Source organism: Amycolatopsis sp. NPDC114503 (genome assembly GCF_055633655.1).
In genome coordinates, this window is sequence record NZ_JBVKDT010000001.1 from 569,101 (window position 1) to 585,749 (window position 16,649).

At 70.8% G+C, this 16,649-nt stretch carries 11 protein-coding genes; 3 read left to right on the forward strand and 8 right to left on the reverse strand.

The window, feature by feature from the left end; all coding sequences use genetic code 11:
- Positions 1-25 precede the first annotated feature (25 nt).
- The 4 genes from ACZ7OI_RS02850 to ACZ7OI_RS02865 form a co-directional block, all read right to left on the reverse strand.
- Complete coding sequence (locus tag ACZ7OI_RS02850; RefSeq protein WP_470262508.1) at positions 26-1,624, reverse strand: hypothetical protein; 1,599 nt, start codon at positions 1,622-1,624, stop codon at positions 26-28.
- A gap of 79 nt (positions 1,625-1,703) precedes the next feature.
- The gene (gene murJ / locus ACZ7OI_RS02855; RefSeq protein ID WP_470262509.1) at positions 1,704-3,482 is read right to left on the reverse strand and encodes a murein biosynthesis integral membrane protein MurJ; all 1,779 of its coding nucleotides are present in this window, start codon (positions 3,480-3,482) and stop codon (positions 1,704-1,706) included.
- A gap of 711 nt (positions 3,483-4,193) precedes the next feature.
- A complete protein-coding gene (locus tag ACZ7OI_RS02860; RefSeq protein ID WP_470262510.1) occupies positions 4,194-6,353 on the reverse strand; it encodes a DUF6049 family protein in 2,160 nt (719 codons plus the stop codon).
- Positions 6,354-6,368: 15 nt separating this feature from the next.
- The gene (locus tag ACZ7OI_RS02865) at positions 6,369-6,875 is read right to left on the reverse strand and encodes an NUDIX hydrolase (RefSeq protein ID WP_470262511.1); all 507 of its coding nucleotides are present in this window, start codon (positions 6,873-6,875) and stop codon (positions 6,369-6,371) included.
- Between the two features lie 101 nt (positions 6,876-6,976).
- Between ACZ7OI_RS02865 and ACZ7OI_RS02870 the strand changes: the two genes are divergently transcribed.
- From ACZ7OI_RS02870 to ACZ7OI_RS02880, 3 genes are all read left to right on the forward strand, one after another.
- The gene (locus ACZ7OI_RS02870; protein WP_470262512.1) at positions 6,977-8,422 is read left to right on the forward strand and encodes a CCA tRNA nucleotidyltransferase; all 1,446 of its coding nucleotides are present in this window, start codon (positions 6,977-6,979) and stop codon (positions 8,420-8,422) included.
- Positions 8,423-8,532: 110 nt separating this feature from the next.
- Positions 8,533-9,858, forward strand: a complete 1,326-nt coding sequence (locus tag ACZ7OI_RS02875) for a sensor histidine kinase (RefSeq protein ID WP_470262513.1) — start codon at positions 8,533-8,535, stop codon at positions 9,856-9,858.
- Entirely contained in the window at positions 9,843-10,676 is an 834-nt protein-coding gene (locus tag ACZ7OI_RS02880) for a class I SAM-dependent methyltransferase (protein WP_470262514.1), read from the forward strand. The genes ACZ7OI_RS02875 and ACZ7OI_RS02880 overlap by 16 nt, the downstream gene beginning before the upstream one ends.
- Here the strand turns inward: ACZ7OI_RS02880 and ACZ7OI_RS02885 are convergent.
- The 4 genes from ACZ7OI_RS02885 to ACZ7OI_RS02900 all read right to left on the reverse strand — a co-directional run bounded on the left by ACZ7OI_RS02885 (position 10,662) and on the right by ACZ7OI_RS02900 (position 16,601).
- On the reverse strand, positions 10,662-12,554 hold the full coding sequence (locus ACZ7OI_RS02885; protein ID WP_470262515.1) for a TNT domain-containing protein: 1,893 nt from the start codon (positions 12,552-12,554) through the stop codon (positions 10,662-10,664). The genes ACZ7OI_RS02880 and ACZ7OI_RS02885 overlap by 15 nt on opposite strands.
- 124 nt (positions 12,555-12,678) lie before the next feature.
- Positions 12,679-14,907 carry an ADP-ribosylglycohydrolase family protein gene (locus ACZ7OI_RS02890; RefSeq protein ID WP_470262516.1) on the reverse strand — a complete coding sequence of 743 codons (2,229 nt, stop codon included), beginning with the start codon at positions 14,905-14,907 and terminating at the stop codon, positions 12,679-12,681.
- Positions 14,908-16,278 (reverse strand): TNT domain-containing protein, encoded by a 1,371-nt coding sequence (locus ACZ7OI_RS02895; RefSeq protein WP_470262517.1) that lies wholly within the window; start codon positions 16,276-16,278, stop codon positions 14,908-14,910.
- Positions 16,279-16,298: 20 nt separating this feature from the next.
- Positions 16,299-16,601, reverse strand: coding sequence for a hypothetical protein (locus ACZ7OI_RS02900; RefSeq protein ID WP_470262518.1), 303 nt, complete (start codon positions 16,599-16,601; stop codon positions 16,299-16,301).
- Positions 16,602-16,649 lie beyond the last annotated feature (48 nt).

Consider the following 16,649-nt stretch of genomic DNA (forward strand, 5'->3'; position numbering starts at 1 on the left):
GAGCCTACTGAGTCGTGCTCGCAGCTCACGCCGCAGGCAGGAAGCTCAGCTCTCCGATCTGGCTCACGAAGCCGTTGCCGCCGTTGTCGCCCAGCTGGGTGATCCAGACGATGAAGTACTGGCTTTGCGTCGGCTGTTGCAGGGTGATCGTGGTGTCCGGCCCGTTCAGGTCGCCGCTTCCAACCACCTTGGTGTCGTCGAGCTGCGGATTCTTGGTGTCCGCCGAGCGGATCTCGACCTTCGTGCCCGGGCTGTCCGCGCTGATCTTCACCTGCGCGAGGTTCACCGGGTTGTCGAATTGGATCGCGATCCCGACGCCGGGCTTCAGCGCGGGCAGCTGCTGCTGGTACTGGTCGGTCTTCCAGACCGTTCCCGGATCGCCGTCGATCGTGTTCTTCGCCCGGCCCGCGTTGTCGCCGGAGCCCTGCGGGTTGTAGAGCGACGCCGACTTCGGGGCCACCGGGTCGCCCATCTTCGGCGCGGCGGGCGGCTGGTTCGCCGGCGGTGGGGCCTGGTTGCCCGGTTTCGCCGGAGCACTGCTCGGCGGGGCCGCGACGTTGATCGCCGGACCGGTGGGCTTGCCGTCGCCCTGGAACAGGTTGATCAGCATCAGCCCGCCCCACGCGAGGATCACCACAGTGGCGACCACCAGCACGGTCACGCCGAAGGCCAGCTTCCGCCGTCGCGCGACGTCCTTCACCGGCTTCTTCGTGGTCCAGATCGTGCCGTCGGTCTCCGCGGCCGCCTCGTTCTTGCCGACCGCGTTGATCAGCTGGGTGCGTTCCTCCTGCTCGGCGACCTGGCCGAGCACGCGCAGGATGGCCGAGCTGGTGCGGATCCCGCCGCTGCCGCCGTCCTCGATCGTGCGCACGGCCAGCGAAGACAGCTCCGGCGGCACCGCGGGCACCAGCGATCGCGGCGGCACGACGTGGCCCTGCGGCGTGAGCGGCGCCGCGGGGATCGCGGGCGGTCCGCCCGGCAGCGCCCAGCGTCCGGTGAGCAGCAGATACAGCACCGCGCCGAGCGCCTTGACGTCGTCGCGGAGAGTGGCTTCCGGCAGCGGGCCGGGGAAGGCGAGCTTGAGCGCGCCGCCCGGCGTGAGCCGCAGCCGCTGCGGGTGGTCGAGGCCGAGGACGAGGCCGTTCTGGTGCGCGTGGTCGACCGCTTCGGCGAGCGCCTGCACCATCCGCGCGGCCGCGGCGGGGGCCACCGGGCGCTGCGCGACCAGGTCCACCAGGTCGCTGCCCTTGGTCCACTCCGCCACCACGACGCCGAGCAAGCCCTCGCTCGAGGTGACCCCGCTGCCGAGGCTGAGCACGTCCAGCACCCTGGCGACGCCGCCGTGCCCGAACTTCGACGCGTGCGCGGCCCGCTCCAGCGTGCGCCGGGCCTGCCGGGCCGCCTCCGGATCCGCCGGATCGCCGACCAGCAAGGTCAGCGCGACGTCCCGCTTGAGCTGCCCGTCCCGCGCCCGCCACAGGTGCGCGGCGGCTCGTTCGTCCACCCCGAACTGGGCAAGCAGGCGATACCGGCCGTCCCCTACGACGCGTCCGGGCGCGAGCGATCCGCCCCGGGCGCGAATGCCCGCGGCGTCCCCCGCCTGCTCGCTTCGTCTCGTGTCCACGCTCTCTCCCGCTTCGCTCCCGGCACCGAGGGTACCCGGATCATCGGTCAGGGAAGCGTCGTGAGTCGTGAATCAATCGTTACCCGCGCTTGATCAATCGGGTGAATCTCGATGTTACGGGCTTCAGCTCCTCGACCTTCAGCGCCATGAGCACGCCGAACGAGACCACGATCCCGACGATTCCCTGCAGGATGAGCTTGATCCAGGCGTGCGGAACCGGGCTGAGCGACGAGGGCACGATCAGCCCGACGACCCACGCGGCCCCGACCCCGAGGACGCTCGCCACGACGGTGAAGAGGATCACCCCGATCACCCGCTTGCTGCGCAGGTTGCCGAGCGTCACCCACAGCCACACCTGGCCGAGCATCGCGCCGATCACATAGGTCAGCGCGTTCACCATCATCACGCCGAGCACCACGTTTTCCGCGTTCAGCAGCACCGGGCACAGGAACAGCAACGGCACCTTGACCACGGTCATCACGATCATGATCAACGTCGGCGTGCGGGCGTCCTTCATCGCGTAGAACACGCGCATCTGGAGCATCACCAGCGCATACGGCAGCAGCGCGAACGCCGTGATCGCCAGCGCCTGGCCCATCCGCTGGGCGTCCTCCAGCGTGCCCTTGCCCATCGCGAACAGCGCGACGCCCATCGACGAGCCGACGATCGTCATCACCGCGGAAATCGGCACGAGGGTGACCGTCGAGATCCGCGAGGCGTAGGACAGGTCGCTGACCAGCTTCTTCGTGTCGCCGTCGGCGGCGGCACGGCTCATCCTCGGCATGATCGCGGTCAGCAGCGAGACGCCGAGCACGCCGTAGGGCAGCTGGAACAGCAGCCACGCGTAGTTGTAGGCGGTGACGCCGCCCGAGGTGCCCTTGGTGAGCACGCGGGTGGTGATCGTGAGGCCGACCTGGCTGACCGCGACGTAGCCGACGACCCACAGGGCCAGCCCGCCGAACTCCTTCATCCGGCTGTCCAGGCCCCACCGCCAGCGCGGGCGGAAGCCCGACCGCAGCAGCGGCGGGATCAGCATGAGCGCCTGCGCGGCGATGCCGCCGGTGACGCCGAGGCCGAGCGTGAGCACCTTCGGGTCGGTGATCGACGGATGGTCGGTGTCGATCGAACCGGGCATCAGCCACACCACGAGGATGGTGAAGATGACCACCAGGTTGTTGATCACCGGAGCCCACGCGGTCGGTCCGAACACGTGCTTGGCGTTGAGCATCGCCGAGACCAGCGCGAACACGCCGTAGAAGAAGATCTCCGGCAGCAGCAGGTAGGCGAACGCCGTGGTCAGGCCGGAGCTCGCGTGCCCGGAGGAATCGATGTACAGCGAGGTGAACGCCGGCGCCGCGATCACCGCGATCACCGTGCCGATGAACAGCACGGTGATGCCGGTGGTCAGCAGCCGTTGCGCGTAGGCCTGTCCGTGGTCCGGATCGTCCTGCGAACGCACCAGCAGCGGCACCACCACACTGGTGAGCACGCCGCCGAGCAGCAGCTCGAAGATGATGTTCGGCATCGTGTTCGCGACGTTGAACGAGTCGGTCGCGATCCCGGAACCGATCGCCGCGACCAGCAGCACCTTCCACAGGAAGCCGGTGATGCGGCTGATCAGCGACGCGATCGCCATCCGGCCGGACGCCTTGGCGACCGAAGGGCCTTCGTCCTTCGGCTGCTCCGGAGCCTCGGTGGGACGCGCGAGCGGCGCGTCCTTGATCCGCGGCATGACCTGGGTGGCCAGCGCGTCGTACGGGCGCAGCACGTCCGGGTCGGCGGTCGGCCAGCGCGAGGGAGCCGCCAGCGGGACGCCCGCGGTGCGCGGGATGAACCGGGTGGCGTCCGGGTCCCGCATCGCTTCTTCCTGCCACGGCCGGATCGGCGCGCCGGGACGCGGGCTGCGGCCCCGGTGCACCGGGGGCGGCGGCGGGCCCGGCACGTTCGCGGGCGGCGGCGTCGGCTGCGGAAGCTGGCCGCGGTTAGGCGGCTGGTTCGCCGGCGGAAGCGGTTGCGCCCCCGGCGGCGGGAGTGGTTGCGGGCCGGACGGCGGGAGCTGCTGCGGACCCGACGGCGGCCCGGACGGCCTCGGCGGGGGCGGCCTGCGCACCGGCGGCATGGCGGCCCTGGTCGGGGCCGGTCGCTGGCCGTTCGGAGGCGGCGGCGGGACGCGGCGCGGCGCGCGGTCCCGTGGTTCGCGGGGCTCGCGAGGTTCTCGGGGTTCGCCGCCGCGCGGGTCGATCCGGCGCGGCTGAGCCCGGTCGGGAGGGGCAGGCGGACGGTCGTCCGGCAGCGGCATCCGGCGAGTGCCATTGGGCGGCGGCTGCCTGCGTTCTGCCGGCGGCGGAGGAGGCTGGCGACGGGCGTCCCGGACCGCGCGGCGAGGAGGCTGGTCGTCCCGCCTCGGCGCCGCGCCGTCCCGCCGAGGACGACCCGCACGCTCGGGTGGTTGACCCGGCTCTTTGTCCAACGCGTGCCCAATCCTCGGCGGTCCCCTGGTCCCTGCCATTGTGGCAGCGCCGACCCAGGGTAATCGGGAACGGGCGCGAGCACCCGGCCCCTTCGGATGTCAGGGCGTGCCGCCTCGGCTTTCCTTGATCCGCCGGTAGATCCGCCGGGACGCCAGCAGGAGCAGCGCGCAACCAGCGGCAACCGTGACGATGATGGTGATCGGGCCGTATTCGGTCGAGGTCAGCTCGAACCGCGCGGTCGCGCCGAGATCGGTGCCCGAAGGGGTGGTCAAGGACACATCGACCGACAGCCGCCCGGCCCGCAGCGCCTCGATCTGCACGTATTTGGTCTGCCCGCCCTTCGCCGGGAAGAGCAGGATCTTGGCGTCCTCGGCCCGGATGCCCATGGTGTTCTTGAGGGCGATCTGCGCGCTGACCCCGACCGGCAGGTCGTTGTGCACGTACACCGGCAGCGGCGAGGACCCGGACGCGAGCGCAATCGTTTGCTTCGGCTGTTCCACGGTCACCTGGTCGCGGATCGCGCCGAGTTCGGCGGTCGCGTTCGCCGAGGCGGACGAGGAAGACGCCGAGCCGAACGCGGTCGAACTGCCGCGGACCAGCGCGTCGCGCACCGGCCCCACGATCGCCTTCGGCTCGACCCGGTTCCTGGGGTCCACCTGCATCGCGGACATCAGGCTGGCGACGTCCTGGTCGAGGCCGGACAGCTGGTCGGCGACCGCCGCGCCGCCGTCGGAATGGGCGCCCGCGACGAGCGAGGCGCTGCCTTCGGGGGTGCTCCCCAGCAGGTCGTCGAGCGTCGACCCGGCGGTCACCCCCGCGCCGGTCAGCTTGCCGAGCCCGGACAGGAAGGCGTTCAGCTCGTCGGTGGTGGCGTCCCAGCGCCGGGGCGGGGCGATGAGCATCGGCCCGCCGGTCGAGCCGTCGGTACGGCCGAGACCGGCCTCGAACGCGATCGCGGCGAGCCCGTTCTGCGTGGAGACCGCGCGCTGCGAGGCTCCGCTGTAGGTGGTCGGCGCCTGCGGGCTCGGCGCGAATCCGGTGAGACCGGCGGTGGCCATCGAGTTGGTCGGCTGCGCGCGCAGGCCGTCGGAAAGCGTCGCCGCGCCGGTGACGGTCTCGTCGTCTCCGCCCGCGCGCAGTTTGCCGTTGTCGGTGAGCACGGTCTGGAAGCCGCCCGTCGAAATCGCCGACAGCGCCTTGTCGTCCGGCGTCCCGCCCGGCCACAGCACGCCGCTCTTCGACTCGACGCCGAGCACCTGGCGGATCGTCGCGGTGCCAGTCAGCGCAGTGGTCATGAGGCCGGCGTCGGGATTGCCGTCGGCGCCGCGGATCTTGCCGAGGGTGGTGAGATCGGCGTCGGCGAACGGCAGTGGGATCACACACCGGCCGGTGACCAGCGCGCGCAGCGCCGCCAGCCAGTTCGATGCGGCGTCCGCGCCCTTGCCCGTGACCCCGCCGTTGACGCGGTAGCCGCCGCGCATCGCGTCAACGGTGCGCAGCAGGTCGGGATCGAGGGCGAAGCACAGCGAACTGCCGACCTTCTGGTTGTTCTCCTGGGCCGCTCGCGCCGCCGAGACCAGCGAATACAGCCGTCCGCCCGGGCTCAGCTCGTCGGCGAGCGAATCGTCGGTGAGCGTCATCGGCACGCCGAACGGCGCGGACTGGATGTGCGGAGTGCTGTCGGTGATCGGCCAGAGCACGGCCACCTTGGAATGCCGCTGCGTCGCCTGGTTGTTCGCGTGGCCGGGCGTCGACAGCACCGGCATGAGCAAGCTCACCGCGGCGAGCCGGGCCGGGCCGCCGTACTCCGGCGTGCCGTTCACGTTCACCAGCAGCGGGTACACGCCCGGCCGGAGCGCGGCGCCGCGCGGTCCGGTGAGCGGCACGGTGATGTCCAGCCGGGCGCTCTGCCCCGGCTCCAGGTCCTCGGCGAGCGGGGTGAAATCGGTGAGCGGGCTGTCCTGCACCGGGGTCCCGGCGAGCACCGCGTCCATCGCGCGCGGGCTGGCGAGGCGTTCGCCGATCTGCAGCCGGGCCATCGGCTTGACGATCCGCCGGGACCCGGTGTTGGTCACCGTCCCGGTCACCGTGATCGCCTGGTCCGAGCTGGTGATCAGGCGCGGGGACAGCTGGCCGAGGTCGAGCCGCAGCCGGGCGGGTTCCGGCACCGGGTTCTCCTGCGCGCCCGCCGGCGCGCCGAACAACGCGGTGGCGGCGATGATCAGCAAGGACAGCAAGAAGGCGGCGGGCCGCTTCACTCGGGGTGCTCCCTCTCAGCCGCGCTCGTCGGGCGCGAAAAGTTCTGCTGCCCCGCGAACCAGCTTGCGCTCGTCCGCGTAGGCGAGGGTGGTCTCCAGCTCGGCCAGCGGGACCCAGGCGACCTCGGTCACCTCGACGTCCTCGTCCGACAGGTCGCCGCCGGTGGCTTCGAGCAGGAAATGGTGCACGGTCTTGTGCACCCGGCGCTGCTGCGCGACGAACCAGTAGTCGATGGTGCCCAGCGGGTGCAGCACGCGCGCGGAGATGCCGGTTTCCTCCTTCACCTCGCGCACCGCGGTCTGCTCCACCGTCTCCCCGTCCTCGATGTGGCCCTTCGGCAACGACCACAGCAGTCTGCCGTGTCGGTCGAGCCGCCCGATCAGCACCGCGCGTTCCCGCTCCAGGTCGACGACCAGTCCGCCCGCCGAGGTCTCGTCGACCGTGGTCAGCCGCCTGCCGCGGTGGCGCCGTCGCCGCCGGCGCGGCGTCGGCGGTCCGGCGCGACCGGCAGATCCAGACATGCTGCGATGCTAGAGCAAACGGCCGCCCGGGTACTCTGGCTCTCCGTGTCCGTGTCCGGCGGCGTCCGCAGCGTTGGCGCCATTTTCGTGGTGGGATTCGAGTGAACAACCTGGTCGCCCAGCAGAACGCGGTGACGGAACTGATGCGAGTGTCCCCGCTTGCCGACGAGCTGGCCGAGCGCTTCGCGCGCGCCGGCCACAGCTTGTACCTGGTCGGCGGCAGCGTGCGAGACGCGCTGCTCGGCAGGCTGTCGAACGACCTCGACTTCACCACGGACGCGCGCCCGGACCGGGTGCTGCAGATCGTGAGCGAATGGGGTGACGCGGTCTGGGACGTCGGCATCGCGTTCGGCACCGTCGGCGTCACCAAGAACGGCACGACGCTCGAGATCACCACGTTCCGCGCGGACAGCTACGACCGCGTCGGACGCAACCCCGAGGTCACCTTCGGCGACACCATCGAGGGCGACCTGCTCCGCCGCGACTTCACGGTCAACGCGATGGCGATCGACCTGGTCGGGAAGACCTTCATCGACCCGCACGACGGGATGGACGCGCTGCGGCTGAAGGTGCTCGACACCCCGGCGCTGCCGCAGGAGTCGTTCGCCGACGACCCGCTGCGGATGATGCGCGCCGCCCGGTTCTCCTCGCAGCTCGGCTTCACCGCCGCGCCGCGCGTGGTCGAGGCGATGACGTCGATGGCCGAGGAGATCGACCGGATCACCGCCGAGCGGGTCCAGACCGAGCTGTCGAAGCTGATGCTGGCCCCGGATCCGCGGCCGGGCCTTGAGCTGCTGGTCGACACCGGGCTGGCCGAGCGCGTACTGCCCGAGCTGCCCGGCATGCGGCTGGCGATCGACGAGCACCACCAGCACAAGGACGTCTACCAGCATTCGCTCACCGTGCTCGCGCAGGCGATCGAGCTGGAGAAAACGCACGAGCCGGCCAGCGAGCCGGACCTCGTGCTGCGGCTGGCCGCGCTGCTGCACGACATCGGCAAACCGGCCACCCGCGAGTTCGCCCCCGGCGGCGGCGTGAGCTTCCACCACCACGAGGTGGTCGGAGCGCGGATGGCCCGCAAACGTTTGCGGGCGCTGAAGTACTCGAAGGAAATCGTCGAGCAGGTCTCCCAGCTCGTGTTCCTCCACCTGCGGTTTCACGGGTACGGCGGCGGCGAATGGACCGATTCGGCGGTCCGTCGCTACGTCACCGACGCCGGCGACCTGCTGACCCGGCTGCACAAGCTCGTCCGCGCCGATTCGACCACGCGCAACAAGCGCAAGGCGGCCGCGCTGCAGGCGACCTACGACGACCTCGAGGCCCGCATCGAGCGGATCAAGGAGCAGGAGGACCTCGACCGCGTCCGGCCGGACCTAGACGGCAACGAGATCATGCGACTGCTCGGCCTCCCGCCAGGCCCGCAGGTCGGCCGAGCCTGGAAGTTCCTCAAGGAGCTGCGGCTCGACCGCGGCCCGCTGGAGCACGACGAGGCGGTCGCCGAGCTGAAGAAGTGGGCGGCGTCGGAGGGGCTCGGCTCGGGCGCGTAGTCCCGGGAAGTGAATTCAGGATCGCGGGTTCGCCACGATCCCCCTTTGGCCTCTGGATCATCGACCTGGCAGCCGAGATACTCCCTTCTTTAACCGAACAGGGGGGATCGATGACGCGGCAGCACGACGGGGACCGGCGCGGCGCCAGCTTTCTCGTCATGTTGCTGCGCCGCGGCACGCCCGCGCTGGCCACCGCGACGACCGGGCTGACCGACGAGATCGCCGATCCGACGCCGGTGCGCGCGCTGCAGCGGATCTCGCGGATGGCCGGTCCGGTCGACGAACGCCACCACGACGGGTTGCTGTTGCGCGCGGCTCGGTACGTGGTGCTGGTTCCGCTCGTCTACCGGCTGGTGGTGGTGCCGTCGACGTTCGCCTCGTACGCGCTCAAGCACGGTTCGGCCGGGCTGGCGTCGGTCGCGATCGTCACCGTGTTTTCGGTCGCGCTGAGTGCGTTCGGCCTGTTCTGGATGATGCGCCGAGCCCCGTTCCGCAGCGACCTCGCGGGGCGGCTGCTGCTGGTCGACATCGTGGCCACGCTCACCTTCGAGCTGTTCATGGGCGCGACGGTGTCGCCAGCGGTGTTCCACGACGCGGTCGGCGTCGCGGACAAACACCTGCTCGGCAGCGTCGCCCTGCTCACGCTCGCCGTAGGCATCCCGTCCGGGATCGGGCTCGCGGTGCTCAGCCTGCCGGTGCGGCTGCTGTCCGACCTGCTCAACCACGGCACGTTCGACTTCGCGCAGGCCGCGTCGCTGTACCCGACGATGTTCGGCGTCCTGTTCACCGCGGTCGGCGCGCTGATCCTGCTCGGGCTCGGGATCCGGCTGGCGCTGGCGTACGGGACCCGCAACGGGCGGCTCGCCGAACGCGCGCGGCAGCACCGGATGCTGCACGACACGGTGCTGCAGACGCTGGAAGCCATCGCGCTCGGCGGTCCCGGCGATTCGGATCAGCGGTTGGTCGAAGTGCAGCGGCTGGCCCGCGCGCAGGCGATCGAGCTGCGGCAGACGATCGAGACCGCCGCCGCGCAGCGAGCCGAGGAAGGCGCGCGGCCGCTCGGCGAGAAGCTCGCGGCGCTGGCCGCGGAGATGGCGCGCGACGGTTTGCGGGCGCAGCTGGTGATCGCTGAGCTGGACAACGACACGCTGTCCGAGGTCCGGCAGATCGCGATCCGCGACGCGGTGCGGGAAGCGATGCGCAACACGATGAAGCACGCGGAGACGGACAAAGTCGTGGTGCGCGTGGAGGAACGCAACGGCGGAATCGCGGTGATCACGCGGGATCACGGCACTGGGTTCAGCCCGCAGGACCGGCCGGCCGGGTTCGGGATCAGCGAGTCGATCACCGCGCGGTTGTCCGAGGTCGGCGGGACTTCGCTGGTCGAATCGAGTCCGGGGAGCGGAACGAGGGTGACGTTGTGGGTGCCGCTGTGAGCGGGGTGGCCGGTGCGCTGGCGGCGTATCGGGACGGCGATGTCGAGCGGGCGGGTGTGCTTGCTCGTGAAGCTGGAACTCCGTTGGGTGCCGAGTTGGCGACGTATCTCGCGGCGGGTCCGAGCGGTCCGGTGTACGACCAGCCTGCCGCGTTCACGGCGTTCATTCGCGGTGGCGGGAACGTCGGGTTGTACCGGCGGTTGAGCGAGGAACTGGCCGCGCGGTACGACTCCTGGCGTCCGGCGGCGCTGCTGGATCTGGGGTGCGGCGACGGGTTGGCGATCGAACCGGCGTTGGCGCAGGCCTCGTTCCGGCCGGAGCGGATCGACCTCGTGGAGCCGTCGGAGGCGCTGCTCGCGGATGTCGAGGTCCCTGGTGCACGCCGGTTTTCGTTGACCGCACAGGACTTTCTCGCGGCGGATGGTTCCACGTGGAACCTCACGCAGTCGACGTTCGCGCTGCAGTCGATCGAGCCCGCTGCCCGCGCCGAGGTGTTGAGCGCGTTGCGGCCGAGGACGGAACGGTTAGTGCTGGCCGAATTCGACGTGCCGGACACCGCCGGCCTGGAGTCGCTCGCGCAGCGGTACGAACGCGGCGTCGCCGAGTACGGCGAGCAAGCTTCCCTGGTGGCACAAGGATTTCTGCTGCCCGTGCTGCTCGGCGTCGCCGCCGGGAAGGCACGGACGAACTGGGAACATCCGGCCGCGCAGTGGACCCGGCAGCTCGAAGCCGCCGGGTTCGCCGACGTGACGGTGGAACCGCTCGCGGACTACTGGTGGTCGCCCGCCGTGCTGATCACGGCTTCACAGCCGGGATAGCGTTCCCTGCTCCAGGTGCTGCGCGATCGGCCGCGGCAGCAGGTACGCCGTCGCTCCGCCGGGCTGCTGGCCCCACGGATTGGTGACTCCCGTCAGCACCCGGATCGTGCGCTGCACGCGGTACTCGTGCCGGTCGCGTTCGCGGTCCGGAGTCAGCGAGGTCTCGAGGAACCGCACCGAATTCCCGTGCACCAGGTTCCCGGTCTCGGGGCCGAACCGGACCACCGTCGTGCCGGCGGGCAGCGCGACGATCCGCTTGCCGCGGAAGAACGAAAGCGGCGGTTCGCCGCGCATCGGCAGGATTGGCCAGTCCGCGGGTTGATCGGATTCTTCCGGGGCCTGCGGCGGCAGCATCAGCAGCGTGCCGAGGAGGAACCGGGCCGCGTCGGCGAGATTGGCGAACGCCACCGGCTCCACCGCAGGCGGACGCGACACCTCCCAGCCGTTTTCCGCGCGGCGCAAGGTCCACACGCCCTCGGCGGGCACCTCGTTCGCGCCGATCCGGTATGCCGACGACGGCACGCCGTGCTCGACGAGCCGTTGCTGCAGCAGCGCCAAAGTCTCGGCCCCGCGCAGAGCATGGGTCTGTTCGCCGCGGACCGCGCGGGCGAGCGAGCTGTCGTCCGGGAGGTCGGCCTCGGTACGCCCAGGGCGCGGTTTGCCGAGCACGTCGGCCTCGGCGGTCGCGCGGACCAGATCGCGCACGATCGGCGGCCGGAACCCGGCGGCGCGGATGTGCTCGACCAGCTCCGGCTCCGGCGGAACGCCGTATTTGCGCAGGTAGTGCGGCACGGCGGCAGGCCAGATCCAGGTGCCGTCGGTGTGGAAGGCCTGCGGCACGTCCGGCGGTGCGCCGGGCGCGAAGATGTCCGGCTGCGGCACTGGGCGATGCAGTACGACCGGCGAGCGGAACAGGTAGTCGAGTACGCCGCGGACCTGGTCCGGCGGGACCGGCGGGCGGTTGACCACGGGTCGTTCGCCCTCGTTGTGCGCGTCGACCGGCCGTGCCTGGCGGAATCCGACGCTCAGCGGCAGTCCGGCTTTCGCGCCGAGCCAGTCCGGAAGGTGCTTGTCCGGGCGCGGGAAACGGGTCAGCTCGACGAGGTAGGACTCGCGGGCGGGCTCGCCGCCGTCGTTGGGCGGCAGCCGCCAGTCCGGCTCCTGGTCGGCGTCGAAGTCGAAATCGAACTGCGAATCGGCGTCGAGCGTGAAGGTGCCCTGGAACCAGGTGCCGCTTTCCGGCTGGTACATCGCCGCGCGCAGCTGGGTGAACAGCGTGCTCAGCTGCGGCGTGCCGGGCAGCGACACCGAAACCGGGCCGTTCTCGTCGCCGACGGCGCGGACCTCCAGCTCGGAGTAGTCGCCGACCTGCCGGAACTGCGCCGCGACCCGCGACCATCCGCCGGGCACCTGGCGCAGCGTGCGGCCGATCCCGCGCAGGATCCGGGTCTGGTCGCCGCCCTCGGTCTCGGCCTTCGGCTCGCCGTAGTCGTGCCGGGTCAGCCACAGCCCGGTGAGCTGCTTGCCCGGGACGGTCACCGAGAAATCGGTGAGCCCGAGCTGCGCGGCGCGCGCCGGATCGTGCCGCGTCCAGCGCAGGGTCAGATTCGCCTGGTCGCCCGGCGCGACCTCGAACAGTTCGTCGTCGTATTCGACGTAGGTGCGCAGGTCGAACGTCGCGGGCACCTCGTTCGCGAGTACGACTCTGGCCGGCTTGCCCTCGTGCTCGCGGTCGAATCCCTCGGGCGCTTCCTCGTCGCCGACGACGGTCAGCAGCAGCGTGCCGTCGGTGGTGGAGCGTTGTGCCGCGAAAGTCCGATCGTCGAGCGTCGCGTACAGGCCGTCTGGGCGTTCTCCCGATTCCACCCGGTACCGCACGTCTGGTTCCTCCCCGAAGTCCCCCGTGTAGCCGCAACGAACTTATCTGACCGTGTCACGACCCGACCATCGGTCACCGGAGACGGGAGAATATGCGCCCACAAATACCTGCCCGGGTGACCGATCAGCGCCGTGGGTAGCGCTGAACCCACGCGTCGCCGAGTGCGTTCCGCGCCGAATGGCGGTCGAAATGCCACAGCGCGTCGGTCGCCACCTGCTCGATCAGGTGGTGCAGTTCCAGCTGCTCGACCCACTTTCGGGGCAGCCCGGGAACGCCTACGCGCGCGCCGAGCAGCGCACCGGTCAACGCGCCGGTCAACGCGCTGCGGCCGGAGTGGTTCACTGCGCGCAGCATTGCCTGCTCCGCGTAGTTCTCGAAGCCGGACAGCGCGGCGAACGAACGGCCGAGGACGGACAGCGTGCTCTGTCCGTCGCCAATCAGCTCCGGCATCCGCAGGTCCGGCAGGCCATGCTCGCCGAAGAACGGCACCGCCTCGGCGACTAGGTCGCGCACCGGTCCCCACTCCGGGCCGTCGTGCTCTTCGAGGACCTCGCGGGACAGGTTCCACACCGGATAGCTGAACGAGTCCTTCGTGAGCGCCTTCTCGAACACCCAGGCCAGGTACGTCGCTGCGGCCACGTCGTCCGGCTGGTGCGTCACGCCGGCCAGATCGCGCACGACCTGACCGATGCCGCCGCTGAACCCGGTGCCCGGGCCGGCCGCGGTCAGCACCGCGGGCAGCGCGCCGAGCAGCGCGGCCGGGCCCGACAACGGCGCGGCGTGCGGATCGCCGGTGACCAGCGCGTGGTACGCGTTGAGCTCGGCGTCGTCGATGGCGCGGCGGGCGTGCAGTTCCGGCACCTTGACCAGGAAACCGTCGGCGTTCTGGATCGCCGCGCCCTGCGTGTGCAGCCAGCGGCCCAGCGCGCCGCGGACCACGCCGGGGAACAGCTTTTCGACGTCGCGCGACTCCGGCTGTTCGCGATGCGGGCTGCGGATCACCGCCTCGGTGAGGAAGAGCAGCCGCTGTGTCATCGAGCCGATCCGGCCTGGTTGGTCGAACGCGAGCGGCAGTTCGCGGACGCCGTCCGGACCGTAGGTCGAGACGATCTCGTCCAGCCGCATCCGGTCGACGGCCGACCCGAGCGCCTCGCCGAGCGCGAACCCGACCCACGCGCCGACGACCCGCTGCCAGCCGTAGCGGAAGTTCTCCAGGTTCGTCTCGGGGTATTTGCCGAACGTGTCGAGCTTCGGGACGATCCGGCCCTCGTTGTCCCAGGACGGGACGAGACCGTTGGCGCGCAAGTCGTTCGGCCGCGAGCGGCTCGGCTCCGGCTGTTCGAACCGGCGCAGCCACGACCGGCCGAGGACGGTCTTGCGGCATTCGTCGGCGGTCAGTTCGAAACCGTGCCGCCGCGCGCGTTCGGCGGCTGCCTTCGGCACGTCGACCGGCTTCTCCAGCCCGATCCGGGCAGCGGTTTCGACGGCGAATTTCTCGAGGTCTTCTTCGATCTCCGGGCAGCGGCCGTTCTCGTCGACTCGCGGCTCGTGGCGCGGAAACCGCTTCGCGATCGTGGTCAGCTCGGCTCCGGCGACGTCCTCGAACGTCGCGGGACCGCCGTTGATCACCAGGTTCGGCGGGTGCTCGAACTCGGCGAGCGTCGCCAGGTCGACGCGCCACCAGGCGTGCTCGCGGGCGGGCAGATGCCGGGTCGAGCTGAAGACGCGCAGCTCGTTGCGTTCCTCGGAGAAGTAGAAGCGGTCGGTGGCACCGGTTTTGAGGTCGAACGGCACGAAGACTTCGCAGCGCAGCAGGCCGATCAGCAGCTGTTCGCGCGAGAGCCAGCCGACGCTCGCGAAAGCGAGAAGGGTTTCCAGCGGGTTTTCCGGCTTCGGGTAGCCGCGGCGGATCGGACCGGCCTTGTACTCCGGGTTCTCGCGCTCGTCACCGGTCTGGTGGCCGTCGTTGTCGACCTTCACCCAGCCCGCGACGGCGGGAAGCGGCACGCCGAGTTCGCCGAGGCCGGCCTTCGCGTACTCCGGGTCGACGACCTCTCGCCAGCTCTCCTGGCCGGGGTACGCGACCGGGGTGCTGAGCCCGCCCGGATGCGGATGCGCCTGGCGCAGTTCGCCGTCCGGCTCGCGCACGAGCACCGACGGAGGAGGGAACAGCTCCTTGTCCGGACGGCCGTCGTCGAGGAACGCGACGGTGTTGTAGGGGATCGACCAGCCTTCGGGGACGCGCAGCACGCGGTCGTGGTCGACCCGGAGGCCGCCCGGCCCGGAGACCTCGGGGCCGTGCACGGCGCGCAACCACTTCCCGACCTTCTCCACCGCTTCCGCCGCTTCCACCTACTCGATCCTCTCCAGGCTTCCGTCGGACTCGTGCTCCGCGATCGGCTTGGGCAAGACGTACGCCACCGCCCCGCCGGGAAGGTTCGCCCAGGGCACCGTCACCCCGGTGACCACATGGAGTGATCTTCGGAGGCGAAAAGTGCTGGTCATGCGCTCCCGTTCGAGTGGAAGGGACGTCGACGCGAACCGTACCGCCTGGTGGTGGACCAGGTTGCCGGGTTCTTCACCGAATCGCAGGACGACGGTACCTTCCGCCAACCGAGTGAGTCTCTTGTTCCGCAGCAGCGTGAGGGGAGGGTCACCCGGGGCGGGCTGGACCGGCCAGTCGGCGACCTCCCTCGCGGTTTCCAGCGGAGTTTCGCGGCCGCCGGTCGCGCGGGCGGGATGCAGCAGCAGCGCGCCGAGCAGCTGTTGAGCGGCGTCTTCGAGGCGGGCGAAGATCTGTTCGCGGCCTTCCGGCGCGACGACTGCCCAACCGGCTTTGACCTGGTAGAGGCTCCATTTTCCGGCTTCGCGGCCGCCGAGACAGCGGACGTCGCGCCAGATGCCGAAGGAGTCGAGCCGGTGGCCGAGGTGGGCCAGGAGATCGGCGTCGGACAGGACCGGATCCGGGTTGGTCTCTCGCTCGGCGGCGACGTCGGCCGCAGTCCGCTGGAGGTCGTCCGCGGTCGGTCGCGGACGGGGCTTCCCTGCGAGATCGGCTTCCGCCGTGCGGCGTACCAGATGCTCGACGTACGGCGGGTGAAAGCCCAGGTCACGGATGTGCTGGAGGAATTCGGGCTCGGGTGCGGTGCCGTGTTCTCTGAGGTGCTCGGCCACCTCGACCGGCCAAATCCAGGTGCCGTCGGTGCGATGTCGTTCGCCGACCTCAGCCTCGCGTTCGAGGTACCGCAGCACGAGCGGCAGTTCTTCCTCCGGCAACGGTTCGCCGGTGCTGGCTGTGGCGTGCCGGAATTCGACGCCGAGCGGGAGTCCGACGTGCAGCCGCCACCAGTCGGGAAGGTGCTCGTCGTCGCGGGGGAAGGTGGCGAGTTCGGCGAGGTAGGCGGCCGAATCGGGCGGCGTCGTCCACGGAGGCTCGCCGTCGGTGAAATATTCGAAGTCGAACGCGCCGTCCGGAGTGAGGACGTAGCGCGCCTGAACCCAGGTGCCGCGGCCCTGCTGGTACATCTCGGCGCGCAACGCGGTGAGCCGCTGGACGACCTCAGTGCTGGCGACGGTGTTGCGCGCCTGGACCTCGAAATGGTCGCCGAGCTGGGCGAACCCGATGCCGGCCGCCGCGTCCGGATCGGCCCGGTTCGCCCGGATCAGCCTGCCGAGGTCGACGAGCGCCCGCTGACCGGTACTCGTTGGTTCCACGTGAATCATCCCGTCCGGAGCGGACGGCATCAGGACCCGCGACGGCGGTTCTGCGGAACAGTTCCGCGCGGACGAACGCGGCGCGGGGTCGGCCGCGGGGCAGGCATCGAGGAGACGTGCTGCGATTCGGGTGCGTCAGCCAGGTGCTGGACGAGTGCCTGGACGGTCAACGCGAGCTGCGCGGGCGTCGTCCGCTCGAAGGCGTCCGGGGCGAACTCGAGCCGGCCGAGCGTGCCAGCCGGACCGGCGGTCGCCCGAACGAGTCCGTCGGGCGAGGTCAGGACAGCTGGAGCGGCGTCGAGACGGGCACGGTCGTCGCCGATGGTGCTCACGGTGGCCCCTCGTGTCGGTTGCGCGTGCCGAGATTAACTCGACCGGGT

Excerpts from the sequence above, each read along its gene's own strand:
- ACZ7OI_RS02895 (WP_470262517.1), bottom strand. The coding sequence starts at position 16,278 with ATGATTCACGTGGAACCAACGAGTACCGGTCAGCGGGCGCTCGTCGAC.
- ACZ7OI_RS02865 (WP_470262511.1), bottom strand. The coding sequence starts at position 6,875 with ATGTCTGGATCTGCCGGTCGCGCCGGACCGCCGACGCCGCGCCGGCGG.
- ACZ7OI_RS02875 (WP_470262513.1), top strand. The coding sequence starts at position 8,533 with ATGACGCGGCAGCACGACGGGGACCGGCGCGGCGCCAGCTTTCTCGTC.
- murJ (WP_470262509.1), bottom strand. The coding sequence starts at position 3,482 with ATGCGGGACCCGGACGCCACCCGGTTCATCCCGCGCACCGCGGGCGTC.